Origin of the sequence: Alteromonas sp. V450, assembly GCF_001885075.1 — a bacterium.
Classification (GTDB): Bacteria; Pseudomonadota; Gammaproteobacteria; order Enterobacterales; family Alteromonadaceae; genus Alteromonas.
Genome location: NZ_MODU01000004.1, coordinates 3,186,074 through 3,207,958 on the forward strand (window position 1 = coordinate 3,186,074; position 21,885 = coordinate 3,207,958).

The 21,885-nt window shown below is 44.6% G+C and carries 24 protein-coding genes; 15 read left to right on the forward strand and 9 right to left on the reverse strand.

Annotated features, from left to right (window positions below):
* Window positions 1–142: 142 nt before the first annotated feature.
* From groL to BK026_RS13920, 3 genes are all read right to left on the reverse strand, one after another.
* On the reverse strand, window positions 143–1,783 hold the full coding sequence (gene groL, locus BK026_RS13910; RefSeq protein ID WP_071816401.1) for a chaperonin GroEL: 1,641 nt from the start codon (window positions 1,781–1,783) through the stop codon (window positions 143–145).
* A gap of 40 nt (window positions 1,784–1,823) precedes the next feature.
* Window positions 1,824–2,114 carry a co-chaperone GroES gene (locus tag BK026_RS13915; protein ID WP_012520088.1) on the reverse strand — a complete coding sequence of 97 codons (291 nt, stop codon included), beginning with the start codon at window positions 2,112–2,114 and terminating at the stop codon, window positions 1,824–1,826.
* Window positions 2,115–2,390: 276 nt separating this feature from the next.
* Window positions 2,391–2,915 (reverse strand): FxsA family protein, encoded by a 525-nt coding sequence (locus BK026_RS13920; RefSeq protein WP_071816402.1) that lies wholly within the window; start codon window positions 2,913–2,915, stop codon window positions 2,391–2,393.
* A 213-nt stretch (window positions 2,916–3,128) separates the two neighbouring features.
* On the opposite strand from BK026_RS13920, the gene cutA reads away from it, so the two are divergent.
* The 3 genes from cutA to BK026_RS13935 all read left to right on the forward strand — a co-directional run bounded on the left by cutA (window position 3,129) and on the right by BK026_RS13935 (window position 6,321).
* Entirely contained in the window at window positions 3,129–3,443 is a 315-nt protein-coding gene (gene cutA, locus BK026_RS13925; RefSeq protein WP_071816403.1) for a divalent-cation tolerance protein CutA, read from the forward strand.
* 153 nt (window positions 3,444–3,596) lie between these two features.
* The gene (locus tag BK026_RS13930) at window positions 3,597–5,396 is read left to right on the forward strand and encodes a protein-disulfide reductase DsbD (RefSeq protein ID WP_256253941.1); all 1,800 of its coding nucleotides are present in this window, start codon (window positions 3,597–3,599) and stop codon (window positions 5,394–5,396) included.
* A 115-nt stretch (window positions 5,397–5,511) separates the two neighbouring features.
* Window positions 5,512–6,321 carry a M23 family metallopeptidase gene (locus tag BK026_RS13935; RefSeq protein ID WP_071816404.1) on the forward strand — a complete coding sequence of 270 codons (810 nt, stop codon included), beginning with the start codon at window positions 5,512–5,514 and terminating at the stop codon, window positions 6,319–6,321.
* A gap of 3 nt (window positions 6,322–6,324) precedes the next feature.
* Here BK026_RS13935 and BK026_RS19845 read toward each other — a convergent pair whose 3' ends face one another.
* Window positions 6,325–6,453: a hypothetical protein gene (locus tag BK026_RS19845; RefSeq protein WP_256253817.1), complete on the reverse strand. Its 129-nt coding sequence runs from the start codon at window positions 6,451–6,453 to the stop codon at window positions 6,325–6,327.
* A 172-nt stretch (window positions 6,454–6,625) separates the two neighbouring features.
* On the opposite strand from BK026_RS19845, the gene aroQ reads away from it, so the two are divergent.
* From aroQ to BK026_RS13965, 5 genes are all read left to right on the forward strand, one after another.
* Entirely contained in the window at window positions 6,626–7,066 is a 441-nt protein-coding gene (gene aroQ, locus BK026_RS13945) for a type II 3-dehydroquinate dehydratase (protein WP_071816406.1), read from the forward strand.
* A gap of 14 nt (window positions 7,067–7,080) precedes the next feature.
* Window positions 7,081–7,545: an acetyl-CoA carboxylase biotin carboxyl carrier protein gene (gene accB, locus BK026_RS13950; protein ID WP_071816407.1), complete on the forward strand. Its 465-nt coding sequence runs from the start codon at window positions 7,081–7,083 to the stop codon at window positions 7,543–7,545.
* A gap of 14 nt (window positions 7,546–7,559) precedes the next feature.
* Complete coding sequence (gene accC / locus BK026_RS13955; protein WP_039228980.1) at window positions 7,560–8,903, forward strand: acetyl-CoA carboxylase biotin carboxylase subunit; 1,344 nt, start codon at window positions 7,560–7,562, stop codon at window positions 8,901–8,903.
* 346 nt (window positions 8,904–9,249) lie between these two features.
* Window positions 9,250–10,194, forward strand: coding sequence for a hypothetical protein (locus BK026_RS13960; protein WP_071817669.1), 945 nt, complete (start codon window positions 9,250–9,252; stop codon window positions 10,192–10,194).
* A 281-nt stretch (window positions 10,195–10,475) separates the two neighbouring features.
* A complete protein-coding gene (locus BK026_RS13965) occupies window positions 10,476–10,922 on the forward strand; it encodes a hypothetical protein (RefSeq protein WP_071816408.1) in 447 nt (148 codons plus the stop codon).
* Between the two features lie 7 nt (window positions 10,923–10,929).
* Here BK026_RS13965 and BK026_RS13970 read toward each other — a convergent pair whose 3' ends face one another.
* Together BK026_RS13970 and BK026_RS13975 are read right to left on the reverse strand one after the other, a co-directional pair.
* On the reverse strand, window positions 10,930–11,193 hold the full coding sequence (locus tag BK026_RS13970) for a TIGR03643 family protein (protein WP_071817670.1): 264 nt from the start codon (window positions 11,191–11,193) through the stop codon (window positions 10,930–10,932).
* A gap of 142 nt (window positions 11,194–11,335) precedes the next feature.
* Entirely contained in the window at window positions 11,336–13,168 is a 1,833-nt protein-coding gene (locus BK026_RS13975) for an exonuclease domain-containing protein (RefSeq protein ID WP_256253818.1), read from the reverse strand.
* A 52-nt stretch (window positions 13,169–13,220) separates the two neighbouring features.
* On the opposite strand from BK026_RS13975, the gene BK026_RS13985 reads away from it, so the two are divergent.
* A protein-coding gene (locus BK026_RS13985) for an IS3 family transposase (protein WP_143142110.1) occupies window positions 13,221–14,425 on the forward strand; the annotation gives its coding sequence in 2 pieces (ribosomal slippage) (window positions 13,221–13,593 and window positions 13,593–14,425; 1,206 coding nt in all).
* Between the two features lie 32 nt (window positions 14,426–14,457).
* Here BK026_RS13985 and BK026_RS13990 read toward each other — a convergent pair.
* A complete protein-coding gene (locus BK026_RS13990) occupies window positions 14,458–14,766 on the reverse strand; it encodes a hypothetical protein (RefSeq protein WP_256253819.1) in 309 nt (102 codons plus the stop codon).
* 495 nt (window positions 14,767–15,261) lie between these two features.
* Between BK026_RS13990 and BK026_RS14000 the strand changes: the two genes are divergently transcribed.
* The 3 genes from BK026_RS14000 to BK026_RS14010 all read left to right on the forward strand — a co-directional run bounded on the left by BK026_RS14000 (window position 15,262) and on the right by BK026_RS14010 (window position 16,621).
* Complete coding sequence (locus BK026_RS14000) at window positions 15,262–15,453, forward strand: CPXCG motif-containing cysteine-rich protein (protein WP_071817671.1); 192 nt, start codon at window positions 15,262–15,264, stop codon at window positions 15,451–15,453.
* Window positions 15,446–16,075, forward strand: a complete 630-nt coding sequence (locus BK026_RS14005; protein ID WP_071816411.1) for a flavin reductase family protein — start codon at window positions 15,446–15,448, stop codon at window positions 16,073–16,075. The genes BK026_RS14000 and BK026_RS14005 overlap by 8 nt, the downstream gene beginning before the upstream one ends.
* Window positions 16,076–16,327: 252 nt before the next feature.
* Window positions 16,328–16,621, forward strand: a complete 294-nt coding sequence (locus tag BK026_RS14010) for a high-potential iron-sulfur protein (RefSeq protein WP_071816412.1) — start codon at window positions 16,328–16,330, stop codon at window positions 16,619–16,621.
* Between the two features lie 71 nt (window positions 16,622–16,692).
* Here the strand turns inward: BK026_RS14010 and BK026_RS14015 are convergent, their stop codons facing one another.
* A complete protein-coding gene (locus BK026_RS14015) occupies window positions 16,693–18,330 on the reverse strand; it encodes an amidase (protein ID WP_071816413.1) in 1,638 nt (545 codons plus the stop codon).
* Between the two features lie 103 nt (window positions 18,331–18,433).
* The gene (locus BK026_RS14020; protein ID WP_071816414.1) at window positions 18,434–19,198 is read right to left on the reverse strand and encodes an ABC transporter substrate-binding protein; all 765 of its coding nucleotides are present in this window, start codon (window positions 19,196–19,198) and stop codon (window positions 18,434–18,436) included.
* A 200-nt stretch (window positions 19,199–19,398) separates the two neighbouring features.
* On the opposite strand from BK026_RS14020, the gene prmA reads away from it, so the two are divergent.
* From prmA to fis, 3 genes are all read left to right on the forward strand, one after another.
* Window positions 19,399–20,277, forward strand: a complete 879-nt coding sequence (gene prmA, locus BK026_RS14025) for a 50S ribosomal protein L11 methyltransferase (RefSeq protein WP_071817672.1) — start codon at window positions 19,399–19,401, stop codon at window positions 20,275–20,277.
* A 264-nt stretch (window positions 20,278–20,541) separates the two neighbouring features.
* Window positions 20,542–21,540, forward strand: coding sequence for a tRNA dihydrouridine synthase DusB (gene dusB / locus BK026_RS14030; RefSeq protein ID WP_071817673.1), 999 nt, complete (start codon window positions 20,542–20,544; stop codon window positions 21,538–21,540).
* 30 nt (window positions 21,541–21,570) lie between these two features.
* Entirely contained in the window at window positions 21,571–21,864 is a 294-nt protein-coding gene (gene fis / locus BK026_RS14035; protein ID WP_012520109.1) for a DNA-binding transcriptional regulator Fis, read from the forward strand.
* Window positions 21,865–21,885 lie beyond the last annotated feature (21 nt).

Below are 21,885 nucleotides of genomic sequence, written 5' to 3' on the forward strand. Positions count from 1 at the left end.
AAAAAAAGGCGTTGAGTACAAACCCAACGCCTTTCTTAAAGCTTCTTTTCGTCCTACATCATTGTCTACATTTGCGTATACTTAACTGTATACATCAAACATAAACCCTTGATTTAAAAGGACTATGAGAGACAGCAGTTGATTACATCATGCCGCCCATACCGCCCATGCCGCCCATGTCAGGCATTGCAGGTGCTGCTTCTTCTTTAGGTAGTTCAGCTACCATTGCTTCAGTCGTGATCATAAGTGAAGCAATTGAAGATGCGAACTGTAGTGCAGAGCGCGTTACTTTAGTTGGGTCAAGGATACCCATCTCAAGCATGTCGCCGTAAGTGTCGTTACCTGCGTTGTAACCGTAGTTACCTTCACCGTTCTTCACTTCGTTAACTACAACTGACGCTTCTGCACCTGAGTTGATAGAGATTTGACGTAGCGGCGCTTCCATTGCACGTAGTGCAAGCTTAATACCTACTGTTTGATCGTCGTTGTCGCCAGTTAGGTCAGCAAGTTTAGCTGCTGCGCGAACTAGTGCTACACCACCACCAGGTACTACGCCTTCTTCAACCGCTGCACGCGTTGCGTGTAGAGCATCTTCTACGCGGTCTTTCTTCTCTTTCATTTCAACTTCAGTTGCTGCACCCACTTTAATAACTGCAACACCGCCTGAAAGCTTAGCTAGGCGCTCTTGAAGCTTCTCTTTGTCGTAGTCAGACGAAGACTCTTCAATTTGACCTTTGATTTGAGCACAACGGCCTTCAATCGCTTCTTGGTCGCCGTTACCGTCAACAACAGTTGTGTTGTCTTTGTTGATAACTACGCGTTTCGCAGTACCTAAGTCTTCAAGCTGAACTTTTTCAAGGTCTAGACCAATCTCTTCAGAGATTACTGTACCGCCAGTTAGGATAGCGATGTCTTGAAGCATTGCTTTACGACGGTCACCAAAACCAGGAGCTTTAACCGCTGCAACTTTAACAATACCGCGCATGTTGTTCACTACTAGTGTAGCAAGCGCTTCGCCTTCAACATCTTCAGCGATGATCATAAGCGGCTTACCTGCTTTCGCTACGCCTTCAAGGGTAGGAAGTAGTTCGCGGATGTTAGAAATCTTCTTATCAACCAATAGGATGAACGGGTTGTCTAGTTCAACAGTACCGTTTTCTTGGTTGTTGATGAAGTATGGAGATAGGTAACCGCGGTCGAACTGCATACCTTCAACAACGTCTAGTTCGTTTTGAAGTGCCTGACCTTCTTCTACAGTGATAACACCTTCTTTACCTACTTTTTCCATTGCTTGAGCAATGATGTCGCCAACTTCTGAATCAGAGTTTGCAGAGATAGTACCTACTTGAGCAATAGACTTGCTGTCTGCACAGTCAGTAGAAAGGGCTTTAAGCTCTTCAACTGCTGCCGTAACCGCTTTGTCGATACCGCGCTTAAGATCCATTGGGTTCATACCCGCTGCAACGCTCTTAAGACCTTCAGTAACGATTGCTTGCGCAAGTACAGTAGCAGTAGTAGTACCGTCACCCGCTTCGTCGTTCGCTTTAGACGCTACTTCTTTTACCATTTGAGCGCCCATGTTCTCGAACTTGTCTTCAAGCTCGATTTCTTTCGCTACAGACACACCATCTTTAGTGATAGTCGGTGCACCGAAAGACTTGTCTAAAACAACGTTACGGCCTTTTGGACCTAGTGTTACTTTAACTGCGTTAGCTAGTGTGTTTACGCCTTTTAGCATTTTGCTGCGAGCGTCATCACCAAAACGTACTTCTTTAGCTGCCATGATTAAATTCCTCTAAAATTCGTTTTAACGTTAGTTGTAATTACTCAACAATCGCTAGAATGTCGCTTTCGCTTAGGATTAGTACTTCTTCACCATCCAGCTTTTCTGTTTTAACACCGTAACCGTCGTTGAAAATAACGGTGTCGCCTACTTTAACGTCTAGCGCTTTAACTTCGCCGTTCTCAAGAATGCGACCGTTACCTACTGCGATTACTTCGCCGCGTGTAGATTTTTCTGCTGCAGAACCAGTCAGAACGATACCGCCTGCAGATTTGCTTTCTTGCTCTGCGCGCTTAAGGATTACGCGGTCGTGTAAAGGACGAATTGCCATTTTCAAGTCTCCTGAAAATTCCACTATTCAAGTTTATGTGATTACCAACATTCAGACTGTCCGAATGTTGTGTGCCTGGGTTGCTCATTGCTGAGCAGTTAAAATCGTTTCTGCACGGATAGATGGGGTAGTACCCAGATAACTTCAAGGGTTTTTAAGCAAAAAAATGTAAAAAAATTGGTTTTTTCGCTAAATACTTATTTTTATTAGGCAAGTAAACGCCGTTTATCTTGGTAAACGGCGCTCATAACCTGACTGAGAGGGTGTTTGGGCTTGCTATTTCAAGCGTTTATCTGGGTCGTTGGTGGTATGGTCGGTATACTCGCCTTCAAACACATCACCATCGTTATTGTTCGAGCGTGGACGCTCACCAAATGGATGCTGCCCAAACGGAGACTGACCTTGGCCGAAGCCTGCAGTTCCCGGCCCCATGCCCGGAGCAACAACACGCATTTTCATGTGCTTACTGACCTGAGCAGCAAAGAAATGACGAGAGCCAGGCATTGCCAATAAGAAGCCGAAAATATCGGTAATAAAGCCTGGCGTTACAAGTAAAATACCCGCGACCACCAGCATTAAACCTTCAACCAGCTCTTTTCCTGGTACTTCGTTGCGCTGCATTTTTTCTTGCGCAGTTTGCAATGTACTCACGCCTTCACGTTTAACAAAATAAGCGCCAATAAAAGCAGAAAGAATGACTAAACCAACAGTATTCCAACCACCAATCACGCTGCCTACGTTTATTAACAGCGCAATTTCTAAAATAGGTAATAGGGCAAACAGTAAAAATAAAACCCGCAAAATGCTTCCTCTTTCATGTATTCATAAGCTGTTATAGGGTCTTTGTACGTAATAACAAGAAAAGGTGCCCGCGCTTACGCTTAAATAGCGACATAAAGCGACCGATAACGACCTTGATAGACTAATGCTGTGAAAGAATAATGTGGGTTATGAGGTCTAATTCACAGCACTGCGCTCATACGGCATACTGCGCGTAATGGTTAGGAGTAGTTAATGACAATAAAGCTTGTATTGTGTACAACACCCGATGAAAAAACAGCCGAGTTAATTGCCAGCTCGCTTGTCAACAGTAAGCTTGCTGCCTGCGTTAATATTATTAAGGGCATCAAGTCGGTTTACGAGTGGCAGGGTAACGTAGAAACCGACACGGAATGCCAGTTGCTCATTAAAACGAATACACAACATGTGTTACAAGCCTTTGATAAAGTAAACGAACTACACCCTTACGATGTGCCTGAGTGGTTAGAACTTAACGCAGAAGCCAGCGGCGCCTACGGCCAGTGGTTACAAACCACGCTGCAACGCTAATACAGCATGTATTGGTACAAAGAATAACGACAACATAAAAAAAGATAAAAAATGAAACGTAATTTTATGACAACACTTTCTCTGGTATCAGGCGCACCGTCAGCTTTATTGCTCCGTCGCTTTAGCGCTTATGTACTTTCAGCATTTTGTTTAATGACGTTATTAAGCGCGTTCGCCTTTGCACAGGTGCCAAGTGCATTTGACGACCCTTTTGCAGATGAACCTCAGTTTTTAGATGTAGACCAAGCGTTTACGTTCGATTTCAATCAAAAAGGCGATGTGCTTACGGTAAGCTTCGATATTGCCGATGGCTATTATCTGTACCTAAAACAATTCAAGTTTGTGGCTAAAGAAGCTGAAGTCGGCGAGCCTGTGTACCCCACTGGCGTAATTATTGAAGATGAGTTTTTCGGCGAGTCTGAAGTATTTTATAAGAGCGTATCTATTACTTTGCCTATTGTGTCGTCAGGCGATGATGGCGTGGTTAAAATTCGCTATCAGGGCTGTGCTGACGCAGGGCTTTGCTACCCGCCTACTGTGAAAGTTGTATATTTAAATGAAGTAGGCAGTAGTGCCGTTGCTAATACAGGTACAGCCTCAGAATCAAACAACGCATTGACATCTTCACAAAGCGAGCAATTCGATTTGGCGCAAAGGCTAATCGATAAAGATAACCTCGCGCTCACTTTAGCGCTATTTTTTGCACTAGGCGTAGGCTTAGCTTTTACGCCTTGCGTATTCCCAATGTACCCCATTGTGTCGGGTATTGTGATTGGTCAAGGCAAGCCTAAAACCGCATCGCATTCATTCTGGCTAACCTTTGTCTACGTTCAAGGTATGGCGATCACCTACTCGCTGCTTGGCTTAGTGGTCGCAGTAGCCGGCGCGCAGTTTCAGGCTGCGCTACAGCACCCTGTAGTACTCGGCGTGTTCATTGTGCTATTTGTGGCGCTAGCCGTTGCTCTGTTTGGCGGTTTTGAAATTCAGCTGCCAGCAAAGTATCAAGAAAAGCTCACTCACATGAGTAACAATCAAACGCCCGGCAGTTTCGCAGGGGTGTTTATTATGGGTGTATTGTCTGGTCTTATTGCATCGCCCTGCACTACTGCGCCGCTAACCGGCATATTACTATTCATCGCCCAAACTGGCGATATGACCTTAGGCTTCATTTCCCTTTATTTGCTTAGTATAGGTATGGGCGTTCCGCTTATTCTGTTCGGTATGACGGGCGGTAAGCTGCTGCCTAAAGCGGGTAACTGGATGAATGTGGTTAAAGTCACCTTTGGCTTTATGATGCTTGCGGTAGCCATTGTGTTTATAGAACGTTTATACAATAGCCCTGCCACTGGCTTCCTGTGGGGCTTGCTAGGTTTTGGTTTATTCGGTTATTACTGGGTACTCAATCGCGCCAGCAAAAATTCGCTCATGAAGCTTGTACGTGCTGTTGGGGTTGCAATGGGCATTATGGGAAGTGCTGGCCTTACCTATCAAGCTGGGCTCAACACCGGACTTTGGGGCGAACACGCTGATGGTGTTCACGCAGGGCACCCGGACTTTGTTGTTGCGCGAGATTTGGCAGACTTACGTAATAAAATAGCGGCGGCTAACGCACAAGGTAAAACCGTGATGGTCGATTTGTACGCCGACTGGTGCGTTGCCTGTAAGGAATTTGAAAAGTACACCTTCCCAGACGAGCAAGTGGTATCTGCACTTAGCAATACGGTATGGATGCAAATGGACCTTACCGATAACACACCAGAGCGCCAGGAGATTTTTGACACCTTTAGCGTTTTAGGTTTGCCCACTATCTTGTTCTTTGACGAAGACGGCGACGAACTAACTAGGGCCCGTGTCACCGGATTTATGAAGGCAGATGCTTTTGCCGATCATGTAAACCAGTGGCTTAAGAATGGGTCTAACATTAATGACGGTCCAAGTGGTCGCTTGGATTAAGGCGCTTCGATTCGAGGCCTTTCCTCTTCTCATATGGCGAGTATGGCGAGCGGTGCGAAGCGCCGCTCTTTTTATTTTGGGTAGAGACGGGTTTCAGAAAAGAAGGTTGGCTTCAATGCTGGCTTTCTTGTTAATTTCGCTCACTTTTTCCCTATCAGTAGCAGCGAAAACCACGGGGTGCTTTGATGACAAACGCTTTTGTTTTGCGCTAACGCCTTCGTCTTCCTCTCTTTATTTGGTCTCAGTCCAAAGAAAAGTAGACTTGCCAGTAGCCTTAACCCTTTATTCTCCTGTTTTGCAAGGTATCCCTACAGGCAATGAGGCGCTTAAATCAAAAGCCCACGTTAACGCGTTTTTAGATACCGACGATCAAGTGCCCCTTGGCGTGGTAAAAAATGCCGATGCGTTTTGGGCGTCTATGCGCGTTAAATGGACGGTGGGGCGCATAGACGCTGTACACGACAATGCCTATACGTATCTATCACCGCTACAGCCTGCTGGCGAATACCGCATTGTTCAAGGCTTTAACGGGAGCTTCAGTCATTCTGGTGCGTCAAGGTATGCTCTCGATTTTGCCGCGCCTGTAGGAACCCCTATTTTAGCCGCCAGAGAAGGGGTAGTGATCGACACGAAAGATGACGGCACGAAAGGCGGACCAACGCCGAAGTTTGCTAAACACGCTAACTATGTGGTTATTCTTCATAACGACGGAACCACCGGCGAGTACTACCACCTGAAATATAAAAGCGTTGTGGTAACAAGAGGACAAGCTATAAAGCGCGGGCAACTTATTGGTTACACCGGCAATACGGGGTTTTCTTCCTTACCCCATCTTCACTTTGGCATATATGTCGCCAAATTTCATGGTAAATACGTGAGTGTGCCGTTTTCTCTAGAAAGCGCTTCAACAAAAGCCACACCTTAGCATTTACAACAATACTTCATCAGTAATATCAATTAAAACCGCCAGCATTACTTTAACTAACGCCTTCTGAGAGTGCAGCATGATGCGGTTGAACACACATCGACTGAACAAACCACCTAATAAACTTTGCACCGAAAACACCTGATTAGACCAGTATTTTGCTGCGAAATCTTTTGCTATCTCTATAATCACTAATTAACGCAATAAACGAGCAAATAAATTGGCTTTTTTTCGTGCAACTGTCACAAAAGTTTGTTGAAATGACAATAACCGTGACATTTTCCCGAAGATAGCAGCAAACTAGATGAATATTTTGTTATTGAACGGCCCTAACTTGAATATGTTAGGCCAAAGAGAACCCGACAAATACGGCACACAAACCTTGCAAGACATTGTAGATGATTTGCAGGCGCAGGCCGCGTCAAGCAACGTGACCTTAACGCATTTTCAGTCAAACGCCGAGTTTGAACTGATCGACCGCGTACATGCTGCTATGGGAACTGTTGATGCCATTATTATTAATCCTGCTGCCTTCACGCACACCAGTGTCGCCCTTCGCGATGCGTTATTAAGTGTCAATATCCCGTTTATTGAAGTGCATTTGTCGAACGTTCACGCTCGTGAACCTTTTCGTCATCATTCTTATTTTTCTGATGTTGCAGCTGGCGTCATTGTTGGCCTTGGTGCCATGGGCTATTCGCTCGCGTTGACTGCAGCAATCAATTTACCGAAATCGCCAAAATAGAGCAGAGACAGAACATGGATATTAGAAAGATTAAAAAACTCATCGAACTAGTGGAAGAATCTGGCATTGCCGAGCTAGAGATCACTGAAGGCGAAGAGTCTGTACGCATCCACCGTGGCCCAACGGGTGTTCAAGCGCCAATGAATTACAGCTTTGCAGCTCCTGCTGCACCGCAAATGGCACCTGCGCCTGCAGCGGCCGCTACCACTGCGTCTGAAGCACCGGCAGAGCCAGCACAGCCAGACGGTCACGTTGTTAAGTCTCCAATGGTAGGTACCTTCTACCGTGCATCTTCACCAACGGCAAAACCGTTTGCAGAAGTGGGTCAGCAAGTAAAAGTTGGCGACACACTTTGTATCGTTGAAGCGATGAAGATGATGAACCAAATTGAAGCAGACAAAGCAGGTGTGGTTAAGGCAATCTTGGTTGAAAACCAAGACCCTGTAGAATTCGACCAGCCAATGTTCATCATTGAATAAGCGAGTGCTTAACTATGCTAGATAAAGTACTTATTGCTAACCGTGGTGAGATTGCCCTACGTATTTTGAGAGCCTGTAAAGAACTAGGCATCAAAACCGTAGCTGTGCACTCTACTGCGGATAAAAACTTGAAGCACGTGTTGCTGGCTGACGAATCGATTTGTATTGGTAAAGCATCGGCAACAGAAAGCTACCTGAACATTCCTCGCATTATTGCTGCTGCAGAAGTCACTAACTCTATTGCTATTCACCCAGGTTACGGTTTCCTAGCGGAAAACGCAGACTTTGCTGAAGCGGTAGAAAAAAGCGGCTTTATTTTCATTGGCCCTAAAGCTGAAACTATCAACCTTATGGGTGACAAAGTTTCTGCTATCAACGCCATGAAAAAAGCAGGCGTACCGTGTGTACCTGGCTCTGACGGCCCACTAACCGACGACGTAGAGCGCAACAAAGCCATTGCTAAGCGCATTGGTTACCCAATCATCGTTAAAGCTGCGGGCGGCGGCGGTGGTCGTGGTATGCGCGTAGTGCGCAGCGAAGCTGAGTTGATTAAAGCCATTGAAACCACGCAAGCGGAAGCTGGCGCTGCATTTGGCAACTCAACGGTTTATATGGAAAAATTCCTTGAAAACCCACGTCACGTAGAAATTCAGGTATTAGCCGATGGCCAAGGCAACGCTATTCACTTAGGTGAACGTGACTGCTCAATGCAGCGTCGCCACCAAAAAGTGGTTGAAGAAGCGCCTGCACCAGGTATTTCTGAGCAAATGCGTACCAAGATAGGCGATCGCTGCCGCAAAGCCTGTATTGAAATAGGCTACCGCGGAGCAGGTACTTTCGAGTTCCTATATGAAAACGGTGAATTCTATTTCATTGAAATGAATACCCGTATTCAGGTGGAGCACCCTGTATCTGAAATGATCACAGGCGTTGACCTTATTAAAGAGCAGCTTCGCATTGCAGCCGGTCAGCCACTGTCAATTGATCAGTCGCAAATTCAAATTCGTGGCCACGCTATTGAATGTCGAATTAACGCAGAAGATCCACAAACCTTTATTCCTAGCCCTGGTCCTATCGATATGTTCCATGCGCCAGGTGGTTTAGGTATTCGTTGGGAGTCACATATTTACGCGGGCTACCACGTGCCTCCTTACTACGATTCAATGATAGGCAAGCTTATCACTTACGGTGAAAGCCGCGACGAAGCGATTGCTCGTATGCGCCACGCCCTTGAAGAGATTGTGGTTGAGGGTATTAAAACGAATATTCCGCTTCAGCGCGCTATTATGGCCGATGAAAACTTCTTTGCAGGTGGGACCAACATCCACTACCTAGAGAAGAAGCTAGGCTTAGCCTGATCCCCATTTGGGCTACACGTTGTATTTTGTGTAGCCCAATTTTCGCTATTCGCTATTCGCTATTCGCTATTCGCTATTCGCTATTCAGCACATTCTAATTTTACGATTACTACAATCAATTTTTAACGATTTTCCTATTTAAAAACTCGTTCTATACTTCACACAAGTTTTAAGACATCTCCCTTAAACTTTTGTGTGTTTTACCCTCATTGGAGTCCCACTCCACTTATTGCCGGCATCCCTGCCGGCTTTTTTTTGCATTTTTTCTATTAACTATATAATCGATGCGCCAATTAATTACTTTTAATGTATAAACCATGTAATCATGTTGTTTAGGGTTAAACAGGTGCGAAATCTTTTTTTATTCATTTTACCACTAATCGCCATTGCAGGGTTCGACGCGAATGCAGGACAAATAACACCCACATTTTCACAGAAGCTAGATATACAAGTTCGCTACGATAATCGCTCTAACCGCCCTAGCCGCGAACAATATCGACTGCGCTACTACCCCTCTCTTGCCATCACATCAGCATGGTCTGTAAACAGCTTTGTAGTGACGGGCGATGACTTTTCATCAAGCCACAATACGTTTGGTAGCGACAGCACAGATTATCTCTACGCAAGGCGTCTGTATTTGCGGCATGAAACCGAATTGGGAAAAACTGAGTTAGGCATCATCCCCACTTACAAAGGGCGTGTTTCTTCCACTGGCTTATCAAAAGATGGGTGGATAACAGGAATACGTCACGTAAGGCAACTGCAAAATGACACCGCCATTGAAATTGTTGTCGGTCAACTCGCTAATGACCAAGCTTCTGAAGCGTTTAATATAGGCTCAGAGGATGAATATTTTGAGGTTGAATACTCAGCGAAAATGGGCCAGCGCCATAGCTACGAAGCCAGTTTTGAAAGAATGCTAAGTGGTACATTTGCTCGTGCTGAGTATCGGTTTAGGCTAAACAATGAAGATACCGCCTTTATAGAGCTGGTGCAGCGCACCGATGAAAGCGCAGCTAAAATTGTAGTGGGCACTAGCGGAGCGTTTACTGCAAGTGCTTTTAATACATCATATCCTGTCGAATATTTTGCTTACTACTCCTACATTGACAGCAGTTTTGGTACGCGCGCTGAATTAATTGAAGACTTTCTAGGAACGGGTCACGGTGGCTCTTTGGAGTTTAGCGGCGTGTTATCTCAGAAACATGATGTTGAATGGTTTGTAAGAGCTGATGTTGTAGATAGTGTCAGCCGGTTGCTCGCCGGCATAAAACTTTCTTTTGAAAGTTGAATGAACAAAGGCGCTAAAGCCACATAAAAAAAGGCCCATCAAACGATGGGCCAAACAGCAAGAACGCGTACACACTTTAACAGTGCGTAATAGATTACGCTGCTCGTTAAAGCTAAGTTCACCCTGGTTCAATTACTTATTTTTAATCTCTTTGCCTTTATCAGCACCTCACCTTTTATTAAACTTAACTTCAAAGAATTTATTATACGAAAGTCTAAGTAGAATCTTATTTTGATTGACTGCGTATCTAAAAAAAAGTGCAAATGAGATAAAGGTGTTTTGTGACGAGCCGCTATACACAGTTAAAAGAGAAATTGCCCGTTTCTAGGTTGTCCGACGACGTGCTCTTGGCATTTAGAGTAATGTTTGACGACCCGTTAGACATTGTCGATCTAGCGCAAGATATTTCTGATTTAACGTTATATCCAGAAAGGCTATCTTCGAGCTATCGTAAGGAGTGGGAAGCCTACGTACTAAAAGCACTGGCAGCAGAGATTAAACGTCACGAGCACTTAACGCCTGCAGAGTTTATTGAATTAATGATGGAGCGTGTTGAAGAACTTCAAAAAACCAGTAGTACTTACCAAGATTTGCTAAGGCAGGTACATCACGCAAAAAGCATTAACCAATCTGCCAATACGATTGTTTTTCCAAGCCCGTTGAGGCAGCAATTAACCGCGTTTCTATTACCTATTACCACGCTAAAAGCACCTGAATCGAAAGAATAAAGGCGCCTTACTTGTTGGCGCCTTTAGGTTTGTATTGCGACGGGCAATAGCCACGTTCAACCCCTTCAGGTCGCAGGCTAGCGTGTTTAGTTTTTCGGCCTGAAACCCTTTCGCGCCAATTCTTAAACGTTTTTTGTTTTAAGTTTCTGCGCATCAGCTTAATAACTTCTTTTTCAGGAAGGCCATAAAGCCGCTCAATAGCCTCAAAAGGCGTGCGGTCCTCCCATGCCATTTCGATAATTCTTGACTGTTGCTCTTCAGTTAACGCCATTTCGCACATCTCTTTTCTCGCTAAATAACCACATTAAATACATGCCGAGAGGTGTTTTCGTTCATTCAAAATTTTGTATTTGTATGGCAGCGTTATCACACTGCTACTTTATTACGGCCGCGTGTTGTTTCAACCGAGCCTATTAATCAGTTGGGCGGGCATCGTCCTTTTCAAATGCGAGTTTCAATAGCTCGGCCGCTGCTTGTGCATCACTCAATGCGCGATGGTGTTGTTCCATTTCAATATGAAAGTGTTTGGTTAAGTTGGCCAATGAGTAAGAAGCAAGTCCAGGATACGTTCTTCGCATTTCACGCACCGTGCACATTTTCGGGCGTCTAAAAAATTGCTCAAGCCTTGCAAACTCAGCCTTAATGAATCCGTAGTCGAAATTTACGTTATGAGCTACAAAAACAGCGTCCTCAGTAAACTTTGCTATGTTTTCTGCAACCTCGGCAAACACTGGAGCTGTGGCCACCATAGCGTCAGAAATTCCTGTTAGTCTTGTAATATTTGAGGGTATCCTTCTTTGAGGGTTGATGAGCGTTTGGAATCTATCTACTTCTTTGCCCGCCACTAATTTCACCATACCCACTTCAGTTATACGATTGAAATTGCTATTGCCGCCCGTCGTTTCTATATCTACCACAACATAAGGCTGAGCAGGGTCACGCACCCATTTAACAGTGGTAACAGCCACGCTGAAACCCGCTTGCTGCAATCGTTGAATAGACACCAATTGATTGCGGCGCAACTGATCACCTGGTGCTTTAATTTCCTCAAAGCGAAGGGTTCCATCCAACACCATAATGTCTGGAAAACCATCCCTCAAACTTTCAAAATCCCTGCACATCATTCGCAGCAACGCGTAAATTGCCTTCAAATCGCCATGCTCTATAAGTGCTTCAAGCGGTGTTAGAAGATGACTAGACCACATGAACAAGCTATTCACTTTGCCGTAATGTTGGGTCGCGTTTTTGTGGATATGTCGACGCAATGCATCTTTTGAATTCAGCCGACTCAGCAGCGCTTCAATGCTGTCTTTAAATTTCTCATAAAAGTTGTTTTGTTTAAGCGACAGCGGTCTGCGGTCAAACTCTGTAACTAACGTGTCCTCCTCATAGAGTTGCTGCCAGAAAATCAGGCCAAAGAGGCTCCGCCAAAGTCTATTTTCGGTGCGCCATCCCTGAATACCTTGTCTCGCATAGTGAGCTAATACTCCACGCTCTACCTGCTGATTCTGGCTCACGTCAATATTCAGTGTGCGACTTGCATTACGCAGCATATCTGTCACTACACTCGTGCGCTTCTTGTTATATTTACGTGCATAAAAATCTTCCGCGAAAGCACCAAGCGTATCAGAAGGCGGATCATCAATAATGTTTTCTAATGCCTCTTTAACTTGCTCTATGTGCCCATCTTTATAGCTTTCTCTTAGCCACTTTTCTTTTGCTTTGTCGCTTTTTGCCAAACCAAGTACATTTAGACCAAGCTCACGATCTAACTCACACACTTTTAAACCAAGCGCATATAAAAACTGATCGCGGTAGAAACTGGCAGAAACACATTCGGTTTCAGGAAAGTCTGATCTAGCAAGTGTTTGTAGTTCATCATCGCTGTAGTAAGACAGGCGGGTATAGTGATCAGCATAAAACCACGCGGCTTGTGTGTCTTCCATGCTGTCGAACCGCGCAGTGTCAGTCACCGAATCCGATCGCGTGCGCATAACGCCAAGGTCACGCATTGAAAACTGATTTAGCCGACTTTTGGTGTTACCAAAATAAACAAAGAGAAGAAAACGAAGTGCAGAATCAAACAAACAGACCAAGTAATGTGTAAACGAGAATGAAGAGGGCCATCCCTGCTTGCGAATATGCTCAGCAAGAATTGTAACCAGTTTAGCTTTCGCCTGCGATGCTAAACCTTGCACACTGCCGTACTCAGATAGCAGCGAAATAATCGCCTCTTTTGTTAACACTGACCCATCCTAAATAGCGTTGACACTTTTCAAACTTATTTTGGAGAGTGTAATGAAATCAAATAGCAGAAGAACTCAACGTGATTATTCCCTCGCTTTTAAATTGGCTGTTGTAGACCAAGTTGAAAAAGGCGAGTTCACCTACAGGCAGGCTCAAGATCACTACGGAATACAAGGTTGCTCAACTGTTTTAGTTTGGCTTCGTAAGCACGGTCGTTTAGATTGGACGGATGGAACACCGAAGTTTCTAACGCGAGGCCACGTCGTGGATAAACCCAAAGCAGAACTCACCCCCGAACAGCGAATTAAAGCGCTAGAGAAAGAGCTTGCTGATACAAAAATGAAAGCTGATTTCTTTGAAGCCGTTGTAAATGTCCTTGAAAGTGACTATGGAGTAAGCGTTGTAAAAAAGCGCAAAAGAAAGTCATCCAAGAAAAAGTGATAGGCGGAGTGTCCGTTGCCAAAGCCTGTCGTTACCTGAAGATTTCTCGTCAGGCTTACTACCAATACTGCGCTCGCTCACTCAAGCGCGAAGCGCTTGAAGGTCAAGTCATTCAGTTCGTCCGTCAGGAGCGAATGATGCAACCTCGCATCGGCACTCGGAAACTACAGTATCTGCTTGCGCTCGAAAAAATGGATATCGGGAGAGACCATCTCTTTAATTTACTGAGAGAAAAGCGGCTATTGGTGCCGACAAAGCGCGCGTATCACAAAACAACCAACAGCCATCATCGGTTCCGTCGTCACCCTAATCTCATTAAAGCGGGTTTCAAAGCAGAGAAGCCCAATCAGCTTTGGGTAGCGGATATCACGTACTTACCGACGCGAAGTGGAGAGAGTTATGTAAGTCTCATTACAGATGCTTATTCGCGGAAGATTGTGGGCTATCAGGTTGACGATAACATGCGAACGCAGTCAGTAAAGCAAGCATTTACTCGAGCGCTTAAACAAAAAAGTACAAAAGAAAAGCTCGTGCATCACTCAGACAGAGGTATACAGTATTGTTCAGAAGAGTATCAAAAACTCCATAGAAAACATGATGTACAGTGCTCGATGACAGATGGCTACGACTGCTATCAAAACGCCCTTGCAGAGCGAATAAACGGTATTCTTAAAAATGAATACTTACTCCATAAGCCACGAGATTTAGAAGAAGCGAGAAAGATGGTTGCAGAGTCAATAGCAATCTATAATGGTAGGCGGCCACATCAGGCCCTTAAATACAAAACGCCCGATGAAATACATCGGGCGTTTTAACCGAAATAAGTGTCAACCTATTTCAGGACTAGTCACACGCCAGCAATATCATGAAGAGACGCATGTGTGATATCACCAAACCACCCCTGCTCAATCAATGCATCTATCTGCTGCTGTGGCGCATCAATCTCCGCATAATTGAACTGGTTCCTATCGATAACAGCATATTTACGGTTCGCTGCCCGCACGATAATACATTTTTTATCTTCATCTAGCGCGTTAAAACGGTCAATAAACGCTATTGCTTCTTGATTCAGCAATACCTTGTTAGCACCCTCAAAAAAAGCAAGAAACTCATAGAAATGTGTAAGGTAGTAACGAGGAGGGAGGTCTTTTCGCATACGAGGCATGGCAACTTTACTGGTTATGAATACAGTGTAAGTGTATATTTATACAGGCTGAAAATTCAACTTAAATCCTAATTCGCTGTTTCGATACCCATTGAAAAAATGCGCCTAGTTGTTCATCGTCAAGCAATGCTGGCAACGAACAAAAATGTTTTGCGAGTGTCATTTCATCATAGAACCTATGTATTCCACTGTGACACTGCCTACATATATAAATGCCCTTGTTTAACTCAGCTTTACTAAAATGTTTCTTGAAAAAGCTGCGCCGATGCATTTTTCGCGGGATCAAATGATGAAACGTAAGGCGCGCTTGACGGTGGCAGCAAGGACAATCGCCGACTTTATTAGACACCGTTCTTCTCTCAATACAACTCACTTGATTTAACATACTCGATAACGACAAGTACTGATCATTTGATGTAAAGATTTTCAATCCGCATGGCTATGCATCACGTACAAGTGGTTATTGTAATGTTTCTGGGAATATCAATGAGCTTAACGCGAGCAATGGACTTTTCGTGCCCTTACTGCATGGCACCTAATGACGTAGAAATAGACGAAATAAATGATGTTGGCCAAACCCTGGTGTTAGATTGCCAAGTGTGCTGCCAACCCATCGAACTCCGTGTATTTCAGCACGGTGAAGATATCGAAATAGAGGCCGAAAGAGAGAATGACTAAGCAATTCACTCATGATGACATCAGTGCAATGCCCCAGCGCTTTCGAGCTAATTTCATCAATAGTTTGTCCGGCTTTAAGTCGGCAACATTACTAGGCACAACTGATGGCACCACCCCCAACTTGGCAGTGATTAGTTCTGTTGTTCACATTGGTGCTAACCCGCCATTACTCGGTGTTATCATGCGGCCACACACCGTAACGCGTGACTCTTTAAGCAATATTAAACAGCGCGGCGTTTACACATTAAACCATATACACGTCGAATGGGTTGATAAAGCGCACCAAACATCAGCTCGCTATGCGCCAGACGAAAGCGAATTTGAAGCCGTAGGTTTAACCCCTCAGTTTAGCGAGACGTTCGAAGCGCCATATGTGAAGGAAAGTAACATAAAAATGGGGCTGTCAGTCGCGCAGCATTTTACATTGCTAAATAATACGGAAATGATCATCGGGGAGATTCAGGAATTGTTCATTTCCGAGCCTTTATTATCTGAAGACGGGTATGTAGATATTGAGGCAGCGGGCAGTGCCTGTATATCCGGTCTTGATAGTTACCACAAGACAACGCGGCTAGCACAGTTTGCTTATGCAAAAGCAAATACACCGCTTACAAAAAAATAGTTTTCATACATTTATAACTATTAAATTGCGTGGGTAAAGACCTATTGAGTAGCTATGTTGTACCCGTATTGCATTGCAATAAACTTTTTTTAATCTAGATCAAGCGAATATTTCACTTTCCATTCGATCTTTCTGTGAAAAACGCTAGTATGAATTAATGTAAAAAAAACCTGCCTTTATGGGCAGGTTTTTGCGTTTAAGATACTGAATAAAAAAGAATCATTATCGTTTATATCTCTTAAGGAGACCGTTATGAAATCTGTAAGTCGTCGTAATTTTTTAAAATTGTCAGGCTCTACAGTTATAGGACTCACGCTAGGTGGCGTTGCACTTCGTGCGCAAGCCCAAGAGCAGCTGAGCGCCGACGACCCAACTGCAAAAGCACTCAATTACACACCAGCATCTACCGTGGAAGGATCAAATTGCGCAAACTGCATGTACGTGCAAGGTGCAGACGGCGAACAGTATCGTCCGTGCAACATCTTCCCCGGCAAGTTAGTTAATGCCAATGGGTGGTGCAGTGCATGGGTTAAAAAGCCAAGTTAACACTTTGCCACGATACAAGATGACAAAAAACCCAGCCATAGGCTGGGTTTTCTATATCATGCCGTCACTTACTAATTGGCAACACCACTAACAACATTTCGCAATGCCGGAGCATCAAACCGCGTAGGCAAAAGGCCAGGCTTAAGGTAAAAACCGTGTTTCGCCTCGAACACACTGCCGATACTCAATATTTTTTGATCTTGCCATTTAGCACCGATAAAACTTATCCCAACTGGCAGGTCCTTTACCTCGCCAGCAGGTACCGTTAAATGCGGATACCCTGCCACCGCAGCAAGATAGCCAATACCGATAAAGCCAGCCGGTGAATGATCACCGTAAACCCCATCAATCAAAAATGAGGGGCTATTAGATGGTGCCACCAAAACATCTACATTATGTTGGTGCAACAGTGTATCTATACCATTGGTACCCGCCGTTTCTTTGACAAGTGAAAGGGCCTCTTTGTATTCACTGCTGTCAATATTTGGCGCAGACAACGACTTCTCAAAAATACTTTGGTCAAATAGTGCCAATTCACGATCGTTTTCATTATTAAAAGCAATAAGGTCTGCTAAGTTACGTACCGGAATATCGGCAGGTGACGTTGCTAGATAGTCATTAAGCGTCGCGTGAAACTCGCTCAGCAAAACGGTGTAGGAATCTGCCCAGAAACTATCGGGCTGATTAAAGTCATTGATTTCAACTAGCGTTGCACCGGCCGCCTTGAGTTGTGCTAACGCTTTTTCATATACCGCAAGCACATGGGGGTTATCGCCCTGTCTGTAGCGTACTACTCCGACTCTTATTCCCTTAAGATCAGTATTTATCATCGCTTGAGAGGGAGTACGAGGTATATGAGCATCCGCCTCTTCAGTTGCGCTATCGTCGCTATCACTTCCTGCCATAATAGCGGTCATTAACCACGCATCAATTACGTTTGATGTCATAGGCCCTGCCGTATCTTGACTAGAGGAAATAGGCACGATATGGCTACGTGATAACAACCCTACCGAGGGTTTAAAGCCTACAACACCATTTAACGATGACGGACAAATGATTGAACCATTTGTTTCGGTACCAATTGCCAGTGACGCTAGGCGCAGTGACATTGCCGCTCCAGAACCAGAAGATGAACCACATGCACTACGTGACAATATATGTGGGTTGCGAGTTAAACCTCCCACCGCGCTCCAGCCGCTAATTGATGATTCAGACCGAAAATTAGCCCATTCAGAAAGGTTCGTTTTGCCTAGGACAATCGCGCCTTCCGCTTTGAGCTTTTCTACAATAGGCGCATTTCGCCCCGTTATGTTATTCATTAACGCCATTGAACCTGCTGTTGTAGGCAATTCTGCAGTTTCAATATTATCCTTAATAAGAATGGGCAGCCCTGCAAGTTTTCCTACTGGTTCACCATTAGCGATTTTGAGATCGATCGCTTGCGCTTCACGCATTGCGCTGGGGTTTATTGCCAGTACGCTGTTAACCTGAGTATCTAATTCATTTATCCGAGACAAATACCCTTGTACCAAAGACGATGCTTTTAACTCTCCCGATTTAATCGCTTGTACCTGTTGATGAGCGGGTGAATCTAACCATTTACCCACTGCAACTTCATTTACTTCGTCTACTGCTACACCGTCGCGACTATGCAGTGAACAACCCGCAACGAGCAAAACACCTATTGTTATATACCAACGTTTTATCATGAGTCCCTAAACCTATTATTATTATCTAACGTGTCTTTTTATACGTTGTAACAGATTTAGTTCACTATCAAGCACAACTTGGTAGATTTAGTTTGCTATAGCACTAACGCGGCGGACGGTTCTGCTTCATGGTATGCAACAAATTTTCTAGACCATACACGTCGAGCAATGCCTGATAGCGCCCGTCTTCTATAAAGGTTTGTAGTGTTTCATTAAACGCTGCACGCAGTTGTTGATCAGGAATAGCGGCATGATACGCAACCAAAGGGAATAGTTCGTGCAGCACAACTTCATCATCTGCATATTGAGCATCTTGAGACTTAAAATAGTTAAAAATGTTTCTGTCCATTACAGCAACATCAATACTACCAAGCATCAGCATAGCAACCTGGCTATCTTGACTGGCCATTTCAATGTAAGTGGGGTGGGACGAGAGTGTGTCACCGTATTTTTCCCCTAACACCGACGAGGCGGTTTGAAACGCAGCTACGCTTTTGCCCTTCAAGTCCTCAATGGAATGGATAGACAAGGCCCTGTCTTTACGGGTTACAGCGACATTTTGATAAACAACGTATGCATCAGAAAGAAAATCAGAAGAAACATCATGACTGTTATTTAGGGTAAGCCCTATATCAATTGACCCCATAGACAATAATCGAGCGCTTCTTCCAAAAGGTACGTATATAGGCGAAATCTCGTGGCCCATGTCACGCAGCACTGCACGCACAAGGTCAACTTCAAATCCCGTATCTGTTTGAGATATTACGTAAGGAGGTTTATTCCAACCAACAACAACACTTATTTTCTTTGCGCACACTGATGTAGACAAAAGGTACGACACCAAAAACATTAACAGTAATTGTTTCATTGCTTTCCCTATGTGAATGCGCTCAGGTAATACATTAACTATACGTAATCATCGAGTTTTAACCAGTCAACTTAAGCATACAATTTCAAGTGACACACAAGCGAGCTGCCATTTTCGGTAGCGTAAAAAAGCGTTATCGCGTTTTGTTTACAAGAAACGATAGGTACAATAGCGCTAAAGACATTAGACGGCGAAAAATCATGGCCTGGTTACAACTTCGAATTAATACTTCATCTGAAAACGCAGAGTCTATTGGTGACATGCTTACAGCAAATGGCTCGCAGGCCGTTACCTATGTAGACGCAAAAGATACGCCTATGTATGAACCAAAACCCGGCGAGGTTTTGTTGTGGCCAGACACGCAGGTTGTAGGTCTATTTGAAGCAGATGCCGACATGAAAGGTATTCTTCAACGTCTAAGCAAAGCAAAAGTGCTGGGCCCGAACTTTAAATATAAACTTGAGCCACTTGAAGACAAAGACTGGGAACGTGAATGGATGGATAACTTTCATCCTATGCAGTTTGGCGAGCGCCTTTGGATCTGCCCTAGCTGGCGTGATGTGCCCGACCCAAATGCTGTTAACGTGATGCTTGACCCAGGACTTGCCTTTGGTACTGGTACACACCCTACCACGGCGCTTTGTTTACGCTGGCTAGATGGTATCGATATGACAAACAAAACGGTCGTCGATTTTGGCTGTGGTTCAGGTATCTTAGCCCTTGCTGCATTAAAGCTAGGCGCGAAGCGCGTTATAGGTATTGATATTGACCCGCAAGCCCTTCAAGCCACAAAAGAAAATGCGCGCCGCAATGGCGTTGAAGATCGTTTAGATGTGTATCTACCCGAAGATCAACCTGAACTTGAAGCCGATGTGGTCATGGCGAATATCTTATCTGGCCCCCTATTAGACCTGCAAGGCGTTATCACAGGATACTGCAAATCAAATGGCCAGCTTGTACTTTCAGGTATTCTTGCAGAACAGGTAGAGCGAATAGAAGACGCCTATTCTAAAGATATCAACTTAGAAACCAGTGCAATCGATGGCGAATGGGCTCGCGTTTCCGGTACAAAGCTATAAAAAGTTGTTAATTTTATTTACATCACAGCCCTTTTAAAACGGGGGCTGTGAGAATATTGAACAAATTTTAGACTAGAAAAGTCATCTAGCTTGTTAATGTGACAGTTTTTTTTCACTGTCAAGCCCATGAAGTGAAATTTTGTGTGATTTTTAGCCTTTTCAAGCATTGCGAAAACGCGTACACTTAGCGCCCCGTTTTAGCCGGGTGTATAAATTATGTGCAGTTTTAGTTGAAGAGCTATACGACAAACCATGCAACAAACGATACAAATAGGACCTTACACGTTGGACAATAACCTGATGTTAGCGCCTATGGCTGGCGTAACTGACAGGCCGTTTCGTCAACTTTGTAAACGTTTGGGTGCAGGCTTGGTTGTTTCAGAAATGCTTTCAAGTAATCCTAAGGTGTGGAATACCGCCAAATCGCAGGCGCGTATGAATCATGAGGGTGAAGAAGGTATTCGCTCTGTACAGATTGCTGGCGCCGACCCTGTGCTTATGGCTCAAGCAGCGCAATTTAATGTTGAAAACGGTGCGCAGATCATCGACATCAACATGGGTTGCCCTGCAAAAAAGGTCAATAAGAAATTAGCAGGCTCAGCGTTGCTTCAATATCCAGATACAGTGGAAGCTATCGTTAAAGCGGTAGTGAAAGCGGTAAATGTACCTGTAACACTGAAGATTCGCACCGGCTGGAACCCAGAAAATCGCAATGGGGTAGACATTGCCCGCATTGCAGAGCAAAACGGCATACAGTCGCTTGCTGTTCACGGCAGAACGCGAGCTTGTATGTACAAAGGGGAAGCGGAATACGACACCATTCGCAAAATAAAGGCAGCAATATCAATTCCTGTTATTGCCAATGGTGACATAACTTCTCCACAGAAAGCACAAGAGGTGCTGAATTACACTGGTGCAGATGGTGTGATGGTTGGTCGCGGCGCGCAAGGTAACCCATGGATATTTAATCAAATCCAGCATTATCTTGAAACGGGCGAGAACTTGGCACCACCGTCGCTGTCACAGCAGTACGAAATCTTGCATGAGCACGTAACAAATGTGCAGGATTTTTACGGTGACATCTCAGGTGTAAGAATTGCCCGTAAGCACGTGGGCTGGTATCTCGCGGAGCATGATACGGATCGTCAGTTTCGTAAAACGTTTAACGCTATCGATGATGCGAATGAGCAACTCGAAGCACTTAATGCATATTTTCAAGCGCTGCAGATTCGAGAAACCCGACAGATTTCTCCCGCAGCATAGTGATGACTAACTTAAGAGCAACACAGTATTATGTTCGATCAAAACGTGACTTCACCTTTTACTACTACAGTAACTACGCCTTCACAAACGCAAGCACAAAAGCCGCTGCGCGACTCTGTAAAGCAAGCAGTTAACAAGTACCTTAAGCAACTGGACAACGCTAATATCGATAACCTGTACGAAATGGTACTGGCTGAAGTTGAGGCGCCGCTGTTAGAAGAAGTCATGACTTATACACGCGGCAACCAAACCCGCGCAGCCATCATGATGGGCATCAACCGTGGCACACTTCGCAAGAAGCTTAAGCAATACGGCATGAACTAAGATTCCAAGGGCTTTGCCCAC

Excerpts from the sequence above, each read along its gene's own strand:
- BK026_RS13930 (WP_256253941.1), top strand. The coding sequence starts at position 3,597 with ATGACGTTATTAAGCGCGTTCGCCTTTGCACAGGTGCCAAGTGCATTT.
- accC (WP_039228980.1), top strand. The coding sequence starts at position 7,560 with ATGCTAGATAAAGTACTTATTGCTAACCGTGGTGAGATTGCCCTACGT.
- BK026_RS14010 (WP_071816412.1), top strand. The coding sequence starts at position 16,328 with ATGAAATCTGTAAGTCGTCGTAATTTTTTAAAATTGTCAGGCTCTACA.
- BK026_RS13970 (WP_071817670.1), bottom strand. The coding sequence starts at position 11,193 with ATGGCGTTAACTGAAGAGCAACAGTCAAGAATTATCGAAATGGCATGG.
- aroQ (WP_071816406.1), top strand. The coding sequence starts at position 6,626 with ATGAATATTTTGTTATTGAACGGCCCTAACTTGAATATGTTAGGCCAA.
- accB (WP_071816407.1), top strand. The coding sequence starts at position 7,081 with ATGGATATTAGAAAGATTAAAAAACTCATCGAACTAGTGGAAGAATCT.
- BK026_RS14020 (WP_071816414.1), bottom strand. The coding sequence starts at position 19,198 with ATGAAACAATTACTGTTAATGTTTTTGGTGTCGTACCTTTTGTCTACA.
- groL (WP_071816401.1), bottom strand. The coding sequence starts at position 1,783 with ATGGCAGCTAAAGAAGTACGTTTTGGTGATGACGCTCGCAGCAAAATG.
- cutA (WP_071816403.1), top strand. The coding sequence starts at position 3,129 with ATGACAATAAAGCTTGTATTGTGTACAACACCCGATGAAAAAACAGCC.
- BK026_RS14015 (WP_071816413.1), bottom strand. The coding sequence starts at position 18,330 with ATGATAAAACGTTGGTATATAACAATAGGTGTTTTGCTCGTTGCGGGT.
- BK026_RS14005 (WP_071816411.1), top strand. The coding sequence starts at position 15,446 with ATGACTAAGCAATTCACTCATGATGACATCAGTGCAATGCCCCAGCGC.
- fis (WP_012520109.1), top strand. The coding sequence starts at position 21,571 with ATGTTCGATCAAAACGTGACTTCACCTTTTACTACTACAGTAACTACG.
- prmA (WP_071817672.1), top strand. The coding sequence starts at position 19,399 with ATGGCCTGGTTACAACTTCGAATTAATACTTCATCTGAAAACGCAGAG.
- BK026_RS14000 (WP_071817671.1), top strand. The coding sequence starts at position 15,262 with ATGAGCTTAACGCGAGCAATGGACTTTTCGTGCCCTTACTGCATGGCA.
- BK026_RS13935 (WP_071816404.1), top strand. The coding sequence starts at position 5,512 with ATGCTGGCTTTCTTGTTAATTTCGCTCACTTTTTCCCTATCAGTAGCA.
- BK026_RS13990 (WP_256253819.1), bottom strand. The coding sequence starts at position 14,766 with ATGCGAAAAGACCTCCCTCCTCGTTACTACCTTACACATTTCTATGAG.
- BK026_RS13915 (WP_012520088.1), bottom strand. The coding sequence starts at position 2,114 with ATGGCAATTCGTCCTTTACACGACCGCGTAATCCTTAAGCGCGCAGAG.